The following is a 13941-nucleotide window of genomic DNA, read 5'->3' on the forward strand; positions in this document are numbered from 1 at the left end:
AACAGCTGCTACATAAATGTAGAGATAACTACGTAAAAATACTAAAAAGAAGCAGAGGGTGACGCAACCAGGAGCGTCGCCGCACAATCGACGGGTTCAACGAAATTCGAAGTCCTTCTGACCTTTAGCCGGAACATCCATGCTTTCCTTCTCAGACCTCCTTGCCCAGGGAGCGGCCCACGCGTGGTTGTTCATTCCAAGCGCCATACTGCTTGGGGCGTTGCATGGGCTTGAGCCCGGTCATTCCAAGACGATGATGGCCGCGTTCATCGTGGCCATTCGAGGCACCGTCGGCCAAGCCGTGCTGCTTGGTATTACGGCAACGATCTCGCACACCTTGATCGTGTGGGGAATCGGGCTTGGCGGGATGTACTTGTGGCAGGGGGTGGACGCCGAAGGTTTGGAGCCCTACTTTCAGTTGGCGTCAGGCGTGATCATCGTGTTGACTGCCGCCTGGATGTTCTGGCGCACCTGGCGCGAACAGTACGCGCACGACCATGATCATGACCATGAGCACGGTCACAATCATGACCACAGTCACGATCACCATCACCATCACGGCCAAAACCACGACCACAGTCACGATCACCATCACGGCCATAACCATCGCCACAAGGAACCCCGTGGCTTGGACGTGTCCGAGGAAGGCTTCCAGGATGCCCATCAGTTGGCGCATGCGAACGACATCCGGCGTCGCTTCGCGGACAAGCACGTCACCAACTGGCAGATCGCGCTGTTCGGTCTGACGGGAGGGCTGATTCCCTGCCCTGCCGCCATCACGGTGCTGCTGCTTTGCCTTCAGTTAAAGGAATTCACGCTGGGCGCAGTCCTGGTACTGTGTTTTTCCATCGGTCTGGCGATCACGCTGGCCACCGTCGGCGCCATCGCGGCGTTGAGCGTGCGTCACGCCACCACGCGGTACCGCTGGTTTTCGACCGTTGCACGGCGCGCGCCCTACTTGTCCAGCCTGTTGATCATCGCGGTGGGGATATATGTGGGGTTAAACGGCTGGCTTGGAGTGCGGGCGTTGCAGGCTTAACAAAACGAGCTTGTCCACGACCGTTCCTACATAAAAAAAGCCCGGACACCTGTCCGGGCGATTCGAATCAGCAACAACGTTGGGCCAAGAAACGCTCGTTTCACCGCTTAGCGCTGATACCCCAACTGCCTGGACAACTCCGCGGCGCATGTCAGTAGCGCGCGCGGCACCTCGCCGTCCCAGTCGGGTGCCAGCCGATCCGCTTCGCAGGTGGTCGACAGCGCCACCACCATGTCCCCGTTGGCGTCGAACACGGGTGCTGAGAATGCGTTGACGGTCACTTTGTGGCGTGGTGACGGCGCGCTACCGACCACGCGCGCCAGGCCCTGGACGCGCGCATCCTCTACGCGCTGTGCAAAGTCTCCGGTGTCGGGATGCCCTTGCGCCGCCCGGGCATCCAGTTCATGCGCTACGACGGACTGCACGACTTCCGGCGGCATGAAGGCGGCGAAGACCGCGCCCGTTGCCGACTGCGTCAGGCTGACGACCACGCCCGTCTGCAAGTACGGGCTGACCGGTGTGGATGACGGCTCCCACCGGATGATCGTGGCCCCCTGGTTGCCCCAGACTGCCAAACCCACGGTGCGCTGTCCGATGCGGGCGCAAATGTCTGGCAGCGCAGCCGTTGCATAGCGCACGGCTCGCAAGACGGCGAGTCCTGAGCCGGGTTCGGTCGCCGTGCCGGAGGATTCACCCAGATCATGAGCGAAGGTCAGCCGGTAGGCTCCGTCGCCAAACGCCAGCGGCCGCTGGCCCGCGCGGTGCAGGTTATGAACCTGCCCCAGGTAGATGACGTGGTCTCCACCGGGATAGGCCGCGATTTTCTCGCATTCCAGATAGGCCGCGCACTCGTCCAGGATGGGTACACCGCCCTCGCCCGCCCGGTACGCCACGCCTTCGAATTTGTCGCCGCCTGATTTGGCGAAGCGGTTCGAAACGGGCACCTGGTGATCCGCCAGAATGTTGACGACAAAGCGCGGCGCGTCGCGAAACGCCGGATAGCTGCTGGACTTGAGCGACTGGCTCCACAAGATCAGCGGCGGGTCCAACGAGACGGAGCTGAAGGAGTTAGCGGTGACACCAAACGGCCGGCCTTCGGCGTCCAGCGTGGTCACCACCGTGACGCCGGTGGTGAAAGCGCCCAGCGTGCGACGCAATTCGCGTGAGTCAAACGAGTTCATGCCCTACCCTCCTTGTCTTTCCGATAGTCCATCAGTTGCGCGACAGAAATGATGCTCAACGCGTGATGCAGCGCGAAGCGGACGAGGTCTTCGCGGCGCGCCATGGCGCCGTCGTCGCGGACGATTTCACACAGTACGCCGCAGTCGCCCCGGCCCGCCAGGCGAGCCAGGTCCATGGCGGCTTCGGTATGACCGGGGCGCGCCAATACGCCGTCGGCGCGTGCGCGTAGCGGGAAAATGTGTCCTGGGCGCACGAAGTCTTCGGCGCGCGATGCCGGGTCGCCCAGTGCGCGCAAGGTGGCGGCGCGGTCGGCGGCGGAGATGCCCGTTGAGATGCCGTGGCGCAGGTCGACGCTGACGGTGAATGCCGTCTGAAAGGATTCGGCATTGTCTTGCACCATCAACGGCAGCGCCAGGCGGTCGAGCGCGGCGCCGGGCATCGCCACGCAGATCAAACCGCTGGTGTGGCGGCGCATGAAAGCCAGCGCTTGCGGCGTCATGGCGTCCGCGGCCATGATCAGGTCACCCTCGTTTTCCCGGCCTTCGTCGTCGACGACGATGACGAACTCACCACGTGCAATGGCGGCGATAGCGCCATCAACCGAATCCAGCACGCATTCCGGCCGGTGGGCCGTGACATCGCATAGATCTGCCTGCAGAACCTCCATGGTCCCTCTCCTTCTGACTGAACAAGCGCAGTCTAGGAGCGGCTACCGGCAGCCACAATTTGCAGAAATGAATGGGCCTATAACGATCGGAAATAAATCACTAGCCCAGGGCTTCCAGGCGTCCCCGGAAATGCTGGCGCAAATAGGCGCGGAAGTTTTGCGCGGCCGCGCTCAATTCGGCCTTGCTGCGCACGACGCTGCCGTATCGGCGCGAGGCGTCCAGGTCTTGCACCTGAACTGTGGTGCGTGTGCGGCGGGCGTTGTTCTGCGCCATGGAACGTGGCAGGAACGTGATGCCGTTGCCGGCGTCGATCATGCCCAGAAGCACCGGCAGTGTTGAAATTATTTCCGGATTGAACGCCAGGCGGCGTCGCCCGAACTCGTCGGCCAGCCGCTTGCGCAAGGTGGCATAGCGGTCCAGGAACATCAGGGGATGATGGCGCACCATGTCCAGAGTGACGACACCCGCGTCGGCCAGGGGATGGTTGGCTGGCACCACCAGCAGCATTTCCTCTTCGGCCAGGAGCTGAAAGCGGAGCCCGCGCGGCGTGCCGTCCAGCGCGGCCACGCCCATGTCGGCCTTGCCGTCAACCACGCTGCGCACCACTTGTTCGTAAGGCAGATCGCGCAGCACGACGCGCACGTCGGGATAGCGTTCCTGATAGGCGTGGATGATAGCGGGCATGACGGTGGCGGAAATCATCGGGGTGACGGCGACGATCACGCGGTTGCGGTCGTTGTCTGCGGCGCTTTGGAAACGCGAGAGCGCCGCGCGCAAACCGGACACCGCCTGCTCGGCCGCATCGCGCAGAAACACGCCGTCCTCGGTGGGCTCCACATGGCGCGTTGTACGCAGAAGCAGCTTCACGCGCAGCTTGTCTTCCAGGCGCTTGACGCGGTTGGTAACCGCGGGCTGAGACAGGTGCAGCTTGCGAGCGGCCACGCTGAAGCTGCCCTCTTGGACCACCCATAGAAACGTTTCGAGCTCGTCGAGTTCGATCCGGGTCAGCGAGGGGCGCTCCGTCGATTTATTCATGGTGGTTATAAAAGTATCACGCTAGGGAAATTGTGTGGGTGGCGGCGCGACGTCAATACTTCCTGACAGTTTTCGAACCCTGCCGATGGATAAAACATGACAACCAAGACGCCGCGCCAAATGACTCTCGTCGCATTTCTGCAAGCCCAAAACTGCTCGAACTATGTGGGCTCGTGGCGACATCCGTCAAGCATGAACGACTACCTGTCGCCGGAATACTACCAACGCATTGCCCGCACGCTCGAAGACGGAAAATTCGATATGGCGTTCTTCGACGACCGCCTGGCAATGCCCGACATCTATGGCGCCAGCCACCGCGAAACGGTGGCCCATGGCGTGCGCGCCATCAAGCTGGAACCCACGTCGGTGCTGATGGCCATGGCCATGGTCACGTCGCACCTGGGCCTGGGCGCCACCTACTCCACCACTTATTACGAACCGTTCCATGTGGCGCGGCTGTTCGCCACGCTGGACTTGATGACCAAGGGCCGGGTTGCCTGGAACGTGGTCACGTCCATGAATGATTCGGAAGCAGCTAACTTCGGACATTCCGAACATCTGGAACACGATCTACGGTACGACCGCGCGGATGAGTTCATGGAAGTGGTGATGGGCCACTGGGACACCTGGGCCGAAGGCGCCATTGTGGCCGACAAGGAAGCCGACCACTTCGCCGACCCCGACATGGTGCGCCGTCTGGACCACGCGGGTCGCTTCTTCCAGTCACGCGGGCCGTTGACCGTGCCGCGTTCGCGCCAAGGACATCCGGTGGTGCTGCAAGCCGGCCAAAGTGGGCGCGGGCTGGCGTTCGCCGCGCGCTGGGCCGAAGTGGTGTTCGCCAAATACCCCACGCTGGACAACGGCAAGAAGCAGTACAAGGCCTTGAAGGACGGCGTGGAAAGCGCGGGCCGAGACCCGGGCAGCGTGAAAATCTGCCCCGAGCTGAAAATCATCGTGGCGGATTCGCAGGCACAGGCCGAAGAACAGCGTGATCTGGTCGCCAGCCTGTCTCGCCCCATCGATGGCCTGACCATGATCGGGGAAACCCTGAACATCGATTTCTCCGGCCGTCCGTACGAACAGCCGTTTACGGACGAAGAGCTGGCGGCGGTGTCCTGGCAAAGTCTGCGCGATAAGGTCGTGCAAGTCAGCGGCAAGCGCAATCCGTCGGTCAAAGACTTTGTTGAAGCGTCGGGGCGTGGCACGTTGAATGACGGGCCGGTCTTCTGCGGCACCGGCAAACAAGTCGCCGACCAGATGGAGGAATGGTTCAACACGGCCTGCGACGGCTTCGTGCTATCGGCCACCTCTGTCCCCGGCACCTATGAAGACATCGTGCGCCTTGTGGTTCCCGAGCTGCAAAAGCGTGGCCTGTTTCGCAAGGAATATGGCGACGGCACGCTGCGCGGCACGCTGGGCCTGACCGTTCCCCGCGCCGGCGATTGGCGCGCTGCCCGTTGAGCCCCGCCATGACGACGACAACCGTACGCATGATGTCGGCAAGCGGCATCTTGGGCTATGGCTTTCCTGAAGCCTCGCTGGCCGCGGCATTGCGGCTGAAACCCCACATGATAGGCGTGGACGGAGGCAGCAGCGACCCCGGCCCGCATTACCTGGGTTCAGGTAAGACGCTGAATTCCCGGATGGCCATGAAGCGCGACCTGTCATTGCTGCTGCGCGGCGCCATCGCCAACAACATTCCGCTGATGGTAGGCACGTGCGGCGGTGCGGGCGGCACACCCCATCTGGAGGCATGCGCCGACATCATTCGCGATATCGCCGCCGAACATGGGCTGCATTTCAAAATGGCGCTGATTCATGCCGAACAGGACAAGGGCTGGCTGATTGAGCAACTGCGGGCGGGGCGCATCGAGCCACTGGACAACGCCCCGGCGCTGACCGCAGGGGCCATCGACAACGCCGCTCGCATCGTTGGCATGATGGGCCCCGAACCGTATCTGCATGCCTTGAAGGCCGGTGCGCAGGTGATTCTGGGCGGACGGGGCACCGATCCCGCGCCTTGGGCCGCGCTTGCCATGCATCACGGTTTGCCGCCTGCACCCGCCTGGTACGCCGGCAAGATGTTGGAGTGCGCGTGCAATGCCGCCATACCGAAAAAGCATGATTGCCTGATGGTGACGGTGGGCGAAGACTACGTTGAAGCCGAGCCGTTGAACCCCGACTTGCGCTGCACGCCGCTGTCTGTCGCGGTGCAGGCGCTGCATGAAACAGCCAGCCCCGTGCTGCGGCATGAGCCGGGCGGCATGGCCGACGCAAGCGCGTGCCGGCTGGAGGCAATGACGGACCGCCGCGTGCGGATCACGGGTATGCAATGGCATCCGGCGCCCTATACCGTGAAGCTGGAAGGCGCACGGCTGGCCGGCTATAGCGCCATTGCGTTCGCGGCCACGCGGGACCCCGGCCTGATCGCGCAGATAGACAGCTTTCTGGCCTTTGTGCGCGAGTCCGTCGCCACCAAGGTGCAGGCACTGGGTATCGACCCCTCGGGCTATCAGTTGGTGTTGCGGCACTACGGCCGCGATGGCGTCATGGGCCAATGGGAACCCGACACCGAAACCGTTCCACAAGAGGTGGCCATCATCGCTGAAGTGGTGGCGCCGACGCAGGAAGTGGCCAACGCGGCGTTGTCGCTGGCGCGTGTGACGTTGCTGCATTCCGACTTCCCCGGCCGCATGTGCCGCGAGGGCAACATGGCTTTTCCGTTTTCGCCATCGGACATTGAGCGCGGTGCGATCTACGAATTCATGTTGCAGCACGTCGTCCGCGTGGACGATCCGCTGGCCATGTTTCCCATCGAATACGAAGAGGTCTCGTCATGATCAAGTTGAAACACATCGCCCGCGCGTGCAAGAGCAAGAACGCCGGTCCATTCCACATTACGTTGGACATCATGTTCGACAAACCCGCGCTGTTCGAGGCGGTGCGCGCAACTGGCGTCATCAATGCCGAACTGATCGCCGAGCTATATCACGTGCGCCGCGAGGACGTGCTGTTCACCGAGTACCCGCCTGCACTGGCGTGGAAAGCCACGCTGCGCCGCCGTATCCCTTCGGGCGCGGTCGGCGATGCCGATGTGTATGGCGCACAGCAGCACGCGCCGTTGCTGGATATTGAAGTGCCGCTGGACATCGCAGCATAGCGACGCCCGCCGGGGTGCTGCCGCCCTGGTCTCAACCAAAAAATCAGAATTGCCCCCAAGGAGACAACCATGAGAAAACCCCTATTGCTGTCCGCCCTGCTGCTAGCGTCCGGCATTGTGCCAGGCCTGTCGCAGGCCCAGGAAACGCTGAAGATCGGCGCGCTCGTCACTTTGTCCGGTGCCGGCGCGGCCTGGGGCCAGGCCATGCTGTACGCCGCCGAACTTGCCGCCGATGACGTCAACGCCAAAGGCGGCCTGGACGTCGCGGGCAAGCGCTATAAAGTGCAGGTCATTCCGTACGACGACAAGTACCAGTCCAACGATGCGGTCACGGCCGCCAATCGGCTGATTTCGGACGACAAGGTCAAGTACATCATCGGGCCCACCGGCTCGGCACCTGCACTGGCGGTGTCGCCGCTGACCGAGCGTGAAAAGGTCATCACGATGACGCTGGGGTTCACCGCCAAGGCCCTGAGCCCGGAAAAGCCGTTTTCATTCCGCCCCAATCTGACTACCGAGGAAACGTCCTACCCGGCCATTGCATGGATGGTCAAGGAATACAAGCTGAAGAAAGTAGGCGCCCTCTTCCCCAACGACGAATCGGGTCAACAGATTTCACGCGATCTGGAGAAGGCGTATGAAAAGGCCGGCTCGCAGATGTCGTCCAAGGAATTCTTCGAACGCCAACGGGTCGACATGGTGCCGCTGCTGACCCGCATGCTGGCCTCGGGCATCGACGCCATTGAGCTGGACGGCAATTCACCCGCAACGGCGGGCCTGATTGTGCGGCAAGCCCGCGAGCTAGGCTTCAAGGGCCGCATCGTGCGCAACGGCGGGCCGGCCACGCCGGAAATCGTGGCGGTGGCGGGCAAGGCGGCAACCGAAGGCATGCTGGTCGGTTCGCTGACGGACCCGGACAGCAAGGCGGTGGCCGACTACGCGCAGCGCTACCAGGACAAGTACAAGAAAAAGATGAATGGCTTCAGCCCGGCCTTCTACGATGCCACGCACATGTTGTTCGCGGCGATGCAGACGGCGGGCACGGTGGCCGACTCCGACAAGGTGAGGCAGGCGCTTGAGCAGTTGAAGGACTACCCGGGCATCCAGGGCAAGCTGAACTGGGGCGGCAAGGCGCGCTATGGCATCGACCACCAGGTGGAAGCGCCGTTCTTCATCTCGGAGGTCAAGGACGGGCAGGAAGTGATCCGCGCCCGTTGCTCGGTCAAGGCTTGCGAAACCATCAACCGGTAGACGGCCATGAGCGTATCCACCCTACTTGCCCAGGCGTTGGTCAACGGCGTCATCATCGGCCTCTTGTATTTATTGATGGCCGTGGGCTTCACGCTGGTGTTCGGCGTCATGCGCATCGTGAACTTCGCCCATGGTGAGTTCTATATGCTGGGCGCCTTCTCCGCCTATCTGCTGGTATCGCACTGGCAGATGCCCTTCATCGCCGCTGTTGGCCTGGCCTTTGTCATTGCCTTGGCGCTGGGGTGGCTCATCGAGGAACTGGTGCTCAAGCCGTTCCGCCACGATGAGCTGAACGGCATGATCGCCACCATCGGCCTGGCCATGATCCTGCAGGCCGGCGCGCTGATGCTCTATGGCCCCGATCCGCAATTCATGCCAGCCGTCGCCGAGGGCATCGTCAGCATCGGCGGCGTCGTGTTGCCGATGTCACGGCTGTACGTCGTGGTGTTCTCGGTGGCGGTGCTGGTGGCCTTGTACGTGTTCCTGGGCCATAGCCGCAATGGTCGGGCGCTGCGCGCCGTGGTGCAGGACATGGAGATCGCTACCGCGCAAGGCATCCGGGCGCGGCTGATCTATCCGTTGGGATTCGGCATCGGGGTCGGTCTGGCCGCCATTGCCGGAGCGCTGATGGCGCCGCTCTTCTCCGTATCGCCATTCATTGGCGCGACGCCGCTGCTCAAGGCGTTCGTCGTGGTCATCCTGGGCGGCCTGGGCAGCATTCCCGGCGCGGCGCTGGCCAGCTTGCTGCTGGGCGTGACCGAGAGCGTGGCCAGCACCTTCATGAACAACAGCATTGCCGAGATCCTGATCCTGGTGCTCGTGATGCTTGTCCTGGTCTTGCGCCCTTCCGGGTTGCTGGGCCGGGCGGAGGCTTGACATGAATAACAGCAAAGCCCTGCTTTCGCTTGCCGTGACGGCGCCGCGCCGTCCCGCGCGCCCTGTCCTCATCGTCGGCATGCTTGCGCTGGCGGCCCTGGCTGCCCTGCCGCTGGCGTTGAACGACGCGTTCTATCTGCACCTGGCCATCTTCATCTGCCTGAATGCCATCCAGGTCAGCGGCTTGTCGCTGCTGGCCCGGACCGGGCAAATCTCGTTGTGCCAGGGCGCATTCGCTGGCGTGGGCGCCTATGCCTCGGTGGCCGTGGTGATGGGCGCCGGCCTACCGTTCGCGGCAGGCCTGCTGGCGGCGGTGGCCGTCAGCGCGGCGCTTGCCTGGCTGCTGGGTGCCATCGTGTTGCGCTTGCGTGGGGTGTACTTCGTGCTGGTGACCTTCGCCTTCGGCGAACTGGTGCGTCTCTGCCTCCTGGAAGGCGACACCGTGACAGGCGGCGCCAACGGCATCACCGGTATCCCGCCTGCTTCATTGTTCGGCTATGCCTTTTCGTCCAAGGCGTCGTTCTACTGCCTGGCCGTCGCCGTGACCGCCATCGTGTTCTTCCTGCTGCACAGGCTCTATCGCTCACCCGCCGGCAATGCGGTCGACGCAGTGGGTGAAAACGCCAACCTGGCCGAAGCCAGCGGCCTGGGCGTGCGTACGACGCAGACGTTCGCCTTCACGTTGGGTAGTGCGCTCGCCGGCTTGGGTGGCGCGTTGACGGCGCACTACCTGGGTTATGTGTCGCCCGAGTCCTTCAACATGCACCTGTCGGTCGCGCTGATCATCATGATGGTCGTGGGTGGGCGGACCTACTTGTTTGGGCCGTTGGTGGGCGCGCTGGTCATGACGCCGTTGCCCGAACTGTTCCGAGGCGCAGTGGAAACCCAGAATATTTTCTATGGCGCGGCGCTGATCCTGATGCTGCGCTTCCTACCCCAAGGCTTGAGCAGCCTGGGACGTCGCGCGGGAGACAAACGATGACACCGCTTCTGCATGTGGAGGGACTCTCTAAACACTTCGGTGGATTGAAGGCTGTTTCGGGGTTGAGCTTTTCGGTGAACCGGGATGAGGTCGTCGGGCTGATCGGCCCCAACGGCGCGGGTAAAAGCACTGCCTTCAACCTGATCACGGGCACGCTGCGGCCCAGCTCGGGCAGAGTGAGCCTGGACGGCCGCGACATCACCGGGATGACGCCCAGCCGCGTCGTGCGCCACGGACTGGCGCGCACCTTTCAGTCTGCGTCCGTTTATCCGGCGGCTACGGTCGCTGAAAACATCCATCGCGGCGCGCTGGCCACCCTGCCCGGCTCGATCTGGACGCAGGGGATCAGCACGGCGGCGCAACGCCACGGCCTGGCGCGCATCCACCGAGAAGTGGACGAGGTGCTGGAGCTTACCGGCCTGGGCCCTTTCCGCGATGTGCTGGCAGGCGGGCTGGCCTATGGGCATCAGAAAAAACTGGGCGTGGCTGTCGGTATCGCGACGCGTCCCAGTGTCTTGCTGCTGGACGAACCCGCCGCGGGCCTGAACGGTGAGGAATGCGCCGAGTTCGGCCGCCTTCTCAAGCGCCTGCAACAAGAACGCCACTTGTCCTTGCTGCTGGTGGAACACCATATGGCGCTGGTCATGGACCTGTGCCAGCGCATCGTCGTGCTGGTGCAAGGCGAAAAGGTGGCGGAAGGCACGCCGGAAGCCATCCGCCAGGACCCCGCCGTCATCGAAGCCTACTTGGGAGCCCCCGACTATGCCCACTCTTGAAGCACGGGAATTGGCCGTCAGCTACGGACCGCTGACCGCCGTGCACGACGTGTCGTTTACCGTGGACAACGGCCAGATCCTGGCCTTGGTCGGTTCCAACGGCGCGGGCAAAAGCTCAACGCTGAAGGCGTTGATGGGATTGAAATCACTGACGCGAGGCACGTTGCATTGGGACGGCCAGGCCATCACCACCTTGCCGGCGGCTGCCCGCGTGCGCAACGGCATTGCGTTGTCACCAGAAGGCCGGCGCTTGTTTCCCCGCATGTCGGTGCTGGAAAACCTGCAGGTCGGCGCGCATACCGTGGGATGCGCCACCACGCGCCGCCGCGCGATGGACCAGGTGTACACACTGTTCCCCCGCGTGGCCGAACGGCGTGCGCAGATGGCCGGGTCGTTGTCGGGCGGTGAGCAGCAGATGGTGGCAATCAGCCGCGCCCTGATGGCGCAGCCGCGCTTGCTGATGCTGGATGAGCCCACGCTGGGCCTTGCGCCGAAGATCATCGCGGAAATTGCGCAGGCCATTCTGACGCTGAATCGCGAGGCGGGCCTGTCGATCATTCTGGTCGAGCAGAACGCCCGGCTGGCCTTGCGCCTATCGCATCATGCCTGCGTGCTGGAGCAGGGAAAGGTGGTGCGCACCGGGACGGGCGAGGCCTTGCTGCAAGACGACTTCATCCGAAAGTCCTATCTAGGCGCAGAGGCCCGACATGATTGAAAGCACTCTTCCCCACTACGAGGTGTACGCCCTGCGCTTTGCAGGCATGACGCGGCGGCAGACCGAGAATTTCATATTCCGTGACGAGCACGATGGCATCGTCGAAATGGACTTCTTCGTCTGGCTGATCCGCCACGGCAAGACGGCCATCCTGGTTGACACCGGCTTTGGCGAACGCAGCGCCACGGCGCGCAAGCGTCCACTGGACTGCTGCCCGATCGACGCGTTGCGCCACCTGGACGTGGACCCGGATGCGATCCGCGACGTGGTGCTGACCCATCTGCACTGGGACCACGCGGGCAATCTGGACAAACTGCCAAACGCCACCTTTCACGTTCAGGACACCGAAATGGCCTTCGCCACTGGCCGCTGCATGTGCGAACCGGTGCTGCGACGTGCCTTCGCCGTGGAAGATGTCTGTGACGTGTTGCGCCGTGTGTATGAAGAACGGGTGCGCTTCCATGACGGCGATGACGAGCTTGCTCCAGGCGTGCAACTGTTGCACGTGGGCGGCCACACGAAGGGCCTGCAGGCGGTGCGAGTGCACACCGCGCGCGGCTGGGTGGTGCTGGCATCCGACGCCGCGCACTACTACGCGAACGTGACGCGGCGCGTTCCCTTTCCCGTGGTGATTGACGTGGAGCAGATGCTGGCAGGCCACGCCCGTTTGCTCAAATGCGCCACCACGCCCGACCATTTCGTACCGGGGCATGACCCGCTGGTGCTGGCGCGCTATCCTCACGTCGAAGGCGTGCCCGTGCCTATTGCCTGCCTGCACCGTGAACCGGCTCCCTTGCGTTGACCTTCCGATTCAGGAACCTCACCCCATGCATCACGCTTCTACACTGACACCGCCTTCGATCAACCCCGCCGAGGCCTTGGCCCGTTTTGCGCATGCGCTCACGCCCGCCGCGCTGCCCGACACCGTGCGCGACAAGTCCACGCGACACATCCTGGACGCCATCGGCCTGGCCTTCGCCTCCAATACGTTTCCGTTCTCTGGCCCCGCGCTTGCCGGCATCCGCGCGGCCGGCTCGCCGGGCGATGCGACCGTGGTCGGCGCTGGCATGGCGCTGGCCCCGCGCGACGCCGCGCTGGCGAACGGGTATTTGATGCACGGTCTGGATTTCGACGACACCCACCCCGCCGCCATCGTCCACCCGACCGTCGCCTGCCTGCCGGCTGCGCTGGCCATCGGCCAGGCCACCGATGCACGCTGGGGCGACGTGCTGGCGGCCTACGCCGCCGGCATGGAAACCGCCATCCGGTTGGGCCGCGCGGTCAAGGGCGGCTTTCATCACGTGGGTTTTCACGCGACGGGCGTGGTGTCCCACTTCAGTTCGGCGATCGTTGCCGGCAAGCTGCTGGGCTTGACCGTGCCGCAACTGGTCGCTGCCCAAGGCATCACCGCCAGTACCGCGTCCGGTGTCCAGGTATTCCTGGAAACCGGCGCGTGGACCAAGCGCATGCATCCGGGCTGGGGCGCCATGGCGGGCATCACCGCCGCGCACATGGCAGCCGCGGGCTTTCATGGGCCCGATCGGCCCTATGAAGGCAAGTTCGGCTTCTTCGACGCCTACCTGCAAGGGCACGCGGCGAACGTCGATGCCGACTCCATCGCGCAGGACCTGGGCAAGCACTGGACCCTGCTGGAAACCGCGATCAAGCCGTATCCGGTGTGCCACTTCATCCACGGCGCCGCCGAGGCCGCGCTGGCATTGCGCACCGACCTGAGGGACCTCGATCAGATCACGCGCATTGAATGCGAGTTGCCTGCGCAAACCTTGCCCATCGTGGCTGAGCCCCATGCGTCAAAGATCTTGCCGCGTTCGGACTACGAAGCCAAGTTCAGCGCACAGTTCGTCGTTGCGGCCAGCCTCTTGCGTGGCCGCTTCACGCTGGCTGAGCTGGATGACGCCAGTTTGGCCGACCCCGCGATTCTGGCGCTGGCGGCCAAGGTGCGATGCGGGGTCCAGGCTGACACCGAATTCCCGAAATATTTCTCGGGGGCCCTCCACGTGCACCTGAAGAACGGTTCCGTATTGCACCACCACGTGCCGATGAACCTGGGCAGCGGCGAACGCGCGCTCAGCCTGGATGACATTGCGGCCAAGTTCCGCGCCAACGCCGCGCTGCGACTACCCGCCGATCGCGTCGAGGCGATTCTGCAAGCGCTGCTTGCGGCCGATGACGACACGCCGGTGCGCGACCTGGCCCGTCTGCTGGGTTGATGGGATGGGTCGCCGGCTTGTCACGC

Annotated in this window: 14 protein-coding genes; 11 read left to right on the top strand and 3 right to left on the bottom strand. The window is 63.6% G+C overall.

The window, feature by feature from the left end:
* Positions 1 to 139: 139 nt before the first annotated feature.
* A complete protein-coding gene (locus P8T11_RS04995) occupies positions 140 to 1039 on the top strand; it encodes a nickel/cobalt efflux transporter (protein WP_268077976.1) in 900 nt (299 codons plus the stop codon).
* A gap of 107 nt (positions 1040 to 1146) precedes the next feature.
* On the opposite strand, the gene P8T11_RS05000 is transcribed toward P8T11_RS04995, so the two are convergent.
* The 3 genes from P8T11_RS05000 to P8T11_RS05010 form a co-directional block, all read right to left on the bottom strand.
* Positions 1147 to 2220, bottom strand: coding sequence for a flavin reductase (locus P8T11_RS05000; protein ID WP_268077975.1), 1074 nt, complete (start codon positions 2218 to 2220; stop codon positions 1147 to 1149).
* A complete protein-coding gene (ribB, locus tag P8T11_RS05005; protein ID WP_268077974.1) occupies positions 2217 to 2888 on the bottom strand; it encodes a 3,4-dihydroxy-2-butanone-4-phosphate synthase in 672 nt (223 codons plus the stop codon). The genes P8T11_RS05000 and ribB overlap by 4 nt, the downstream gene beginning before the upstream one ends.
* Positions 2889 to 2988: 100 nt before the next feature.
* Positions 2989 to 3924: a LysR family transcriptional regulator gene (locus P8T11_RS05010; RefSeq protein ID WP_268077973.1), complete on the bottom strand. Its 936-nt coding sequence runs from the start codon at positions 3922 to 3924 to the stop codon at positions 2989 to 2991.
* A 96-nt stretch (positions 3925 to 4020) separates the two neighbouring features.
* On the opposite strand from P8T11_RS05010, the gene P8T11_RS05015 reads away from it, so the two are divergent.
* The 10 genes from P8T11_RS05015 (at position 4021) to P8T11_RS05060 (ending at position 13915) form a co-directional block, all read left to right on the top strand.
* Positions 4021 to 5385, top strand: a complete 1365-nt coding sequence (locus P8T11_RS05015) for an LLM class flavin-dependent oxidoreductase (RefSeq protein WP_268077972.1) — start codon at positions 4021 to 4023, stop codon at positions 5383 to 5385.
* An 8-nt stretch (positions 5386 to 5393) separates the two neighbouring features.
* On the top strand, positions 5394 to 6764 hold the full coding sequence (locus tag P8T11_RS05020; RefSeq protein WP_268077971.1) for an acyclic terpene utilization AtuA family protein: 1371 nt from the start codon (positions 5394 to 5396) through the stop codon (positions 6762 to 6764).
* A complete protein-coding gene (locus P8T11_RS05025; RefSeq protein ID WP_268077970.1) occupies positions 6761 to 7084 on the top strand; it encodes a DUF4387 domain-containing protein in 324 nt (107 codons plus the stop codon). Before P8T11_RS05020 ends, P8T11_RS05025 begins: the two co-directional genes overlap by 4 nt.
* Before the next feature lie 69 nt (positions 7085 to 7153).
* Positions 7154 to 8335 carry an ABC transporter substrate-binding protein gene (locus P8T11_RS05030; protein WP_268077969.1) on the top strand — a complete coding sequence of 394 codons (1182 nt, stop codon included), beginning with the start codon at positions 7154 to 7156 and terminating at the stop codon, positions 8333 to 8335.
* 6 nt (positions 8336 to 8341) lie between these two features.
* Positions 8342 to 9211 (top strand): branched-chain amino acid ABC transporter permease, encoded by an 870-nt coding sequence (locus P8T11_RS05035; RefSeq protein WP_268077968.1) that lies wholly within the window; start codon positions 8342 to 8344, stop codon positions 9209 to 9211.
* A gap of 1 nt (position 9212) precedes the next feature.
* Positions 9213 to 10193 (top strand): branched-chain amino acid ABC transporter permease, encoded by a 981-nt coding sequence (locus P8T11_RS05040; protein WP_268077967.1) that lies wholly within the window; start codon positions 9213 to 9215, stop codon positions 10191 to 10193.
* Complete coding sequence (locus P8T11_RS05045; protein WP_268077966.1) at positions 10190 to 10969, top strand: ABC transporter ATP-binding protein; 780 nt, start codon at positions 10190 to 10192, stop codon at positions 10967 to 10969. Before P8T11_RS05040 ends, P8T11_RS05045 begins: the two co-directional genes overlap by 4 nt.
* Entirely contained in the window at positions 10956 to 11684 is a 729-nt protein-coding gene (locus P8T11_RS05050; RefSeq protein WP_268077965.1) for an ABC transporter ATP-binding protein, read from the top strand. The genes P8T11_RS05045 and P8T11_RS05050 overlap by 14 nt, the downstream gene beginning before the upstream one ends.
* The gene (locus P8T11_RS05055; protein ID WP_268077964.1) at positions 11677 to 12486 is read left to right on the top strand and encodes an N-acyl homoserine lactonase family protein; all 810 of its coding nucleotides are present in this window, start codon (positions 11677 to 11679) and stop codon (positions 12484 to 12486) included. The genes P8T11_RS05050 and P8T11_RS05055 overlap by 8 nt, the downstream gene beginning before the upstream one ends.
* Before the next feature lie 25 nt (positions 12487 to 12511).
* A complete protein-coding gene (locus tag P8T11_RS05060) occupies positions 12512 to 13915 on the top strand; it encodes an MmgE/PrpD family protein (protein ID WP_268077963.1) in 1404 nt (467 codons plus the stop codon).
* Positions 13916 to 13941 lie beyond the last annotated feature (26 nt).

Source organism: Achromobacter spanius (assembly GCF_029637605.1).
In the GTDB taxonomy this organism is placed as follows: Bacteria; Pseudomonadota; Gammaproteobacteria; order Burkholderiales; family Burkholderiaceae_B; genus Achromobacter; species Achromobacter spanius_E.

Excerpts from the sequence above, each read along its gene's own strand:
- P8T11_RS04995 (WP_268077976.1), top strand. The coding sequence starts at position 140 with ATGCTTTCCTTCTCAGACCTCCTTGCCCAGGGAGCGGCCCACGCGTGG.
- P8T11_RS05000 (WP_268077975.1), bottom strand. The coding sequence starts at position 2,220 with ATGAACTCGTTTGACTCACGCGAATTGCGTCGCACGCTGGGCGCTTTC.
- ribB (WP_268077974.1), bottom strand. The coding sequence starts at position 2,888 with ATGGAGGTTCTGCAGGCAGATCTATGCGATGTCACGGCCCACCGGCCG.
- P8T11_RS05010 (WP_268077973.1), bottom strand. The coding sequence starts at position 3,924 with ATGAATAAATCGACGGAGCGCCCCTCGCTGACCCGGATCGAACTCGAC.
- P8T11_RS05015 (WP_268077972.1), top strand. The coding sequence starts at position 4,021 with ATGACAACCAAGACGCCGCGCCAAATGACTCTCGTCGCATTTCTGCAA.
- P8T11_RS05020 (WP_268077971.1), top strand. The coding sequence starts at position 5,394 with ATGACGACGACAACCGTACGCATGATGTCGGCAAGCGGCATCTTGGGC.
- P8T11_RS05025 (WP_268077970.1), top strand. The coding sequence starts at position 6,761 with ATGATCAAGTTGAAACACATCGCCCGCGCGTGCAAGAGCAAGAACGCC.
- P8T11_RS05030 (WP_268077969.1), top strand. The coding sequence starts at position 7,154 with ATGAGAAAACCCCTATTGCTGTCCGCCCTGCTGCTAGCGTCCGGCATT.
- P8T11_RS05035 (WP_268077968.1), top strand. The coding sequence starts at position 8,342 with ATGAGCGTATCCACCCTACTTGCCCAGGCGTTGGTCAACGGCGTCATC.
- P8T11_RS05040 (WP_268077967.1), top strand. The coding sequence starts at position 9,213 with ATGAATAACAGCAAAGCCCTGCTTTCGCTTGCCGTGACGGCGCCGCGC.
- P8T11_RS05045 (WP_268077966.1), top strand. The coding sequence starts at position 10,190 with ATGACACCGCTTCTGCATGTGGAGGGACTCTCTAAACACTTCGGTGGA.
- P8T11_RS05050 (WP_268077965.1), top strand. The coding sequence starts at position 10,956 with ATGCCCACTCTTGAAGCACGGGAATTGGCCGTCAGCTACGGACCGCTG.
- P8T11_RS05055 (WP_268077964.1), top strand. The coding sequence starts at position 11,677 with ATGATTGAAAGCACTCTTCCCCACTACGAGGTGTACGCCCTGCGCTTT.
- P8T11_RS05060 (WP_268077963.1), top strand. The coding sequence starts at position 12,512 with ATGCATCACGCTTCTACACTGACACCGCCTTCGATCAACCCCGCCGAG.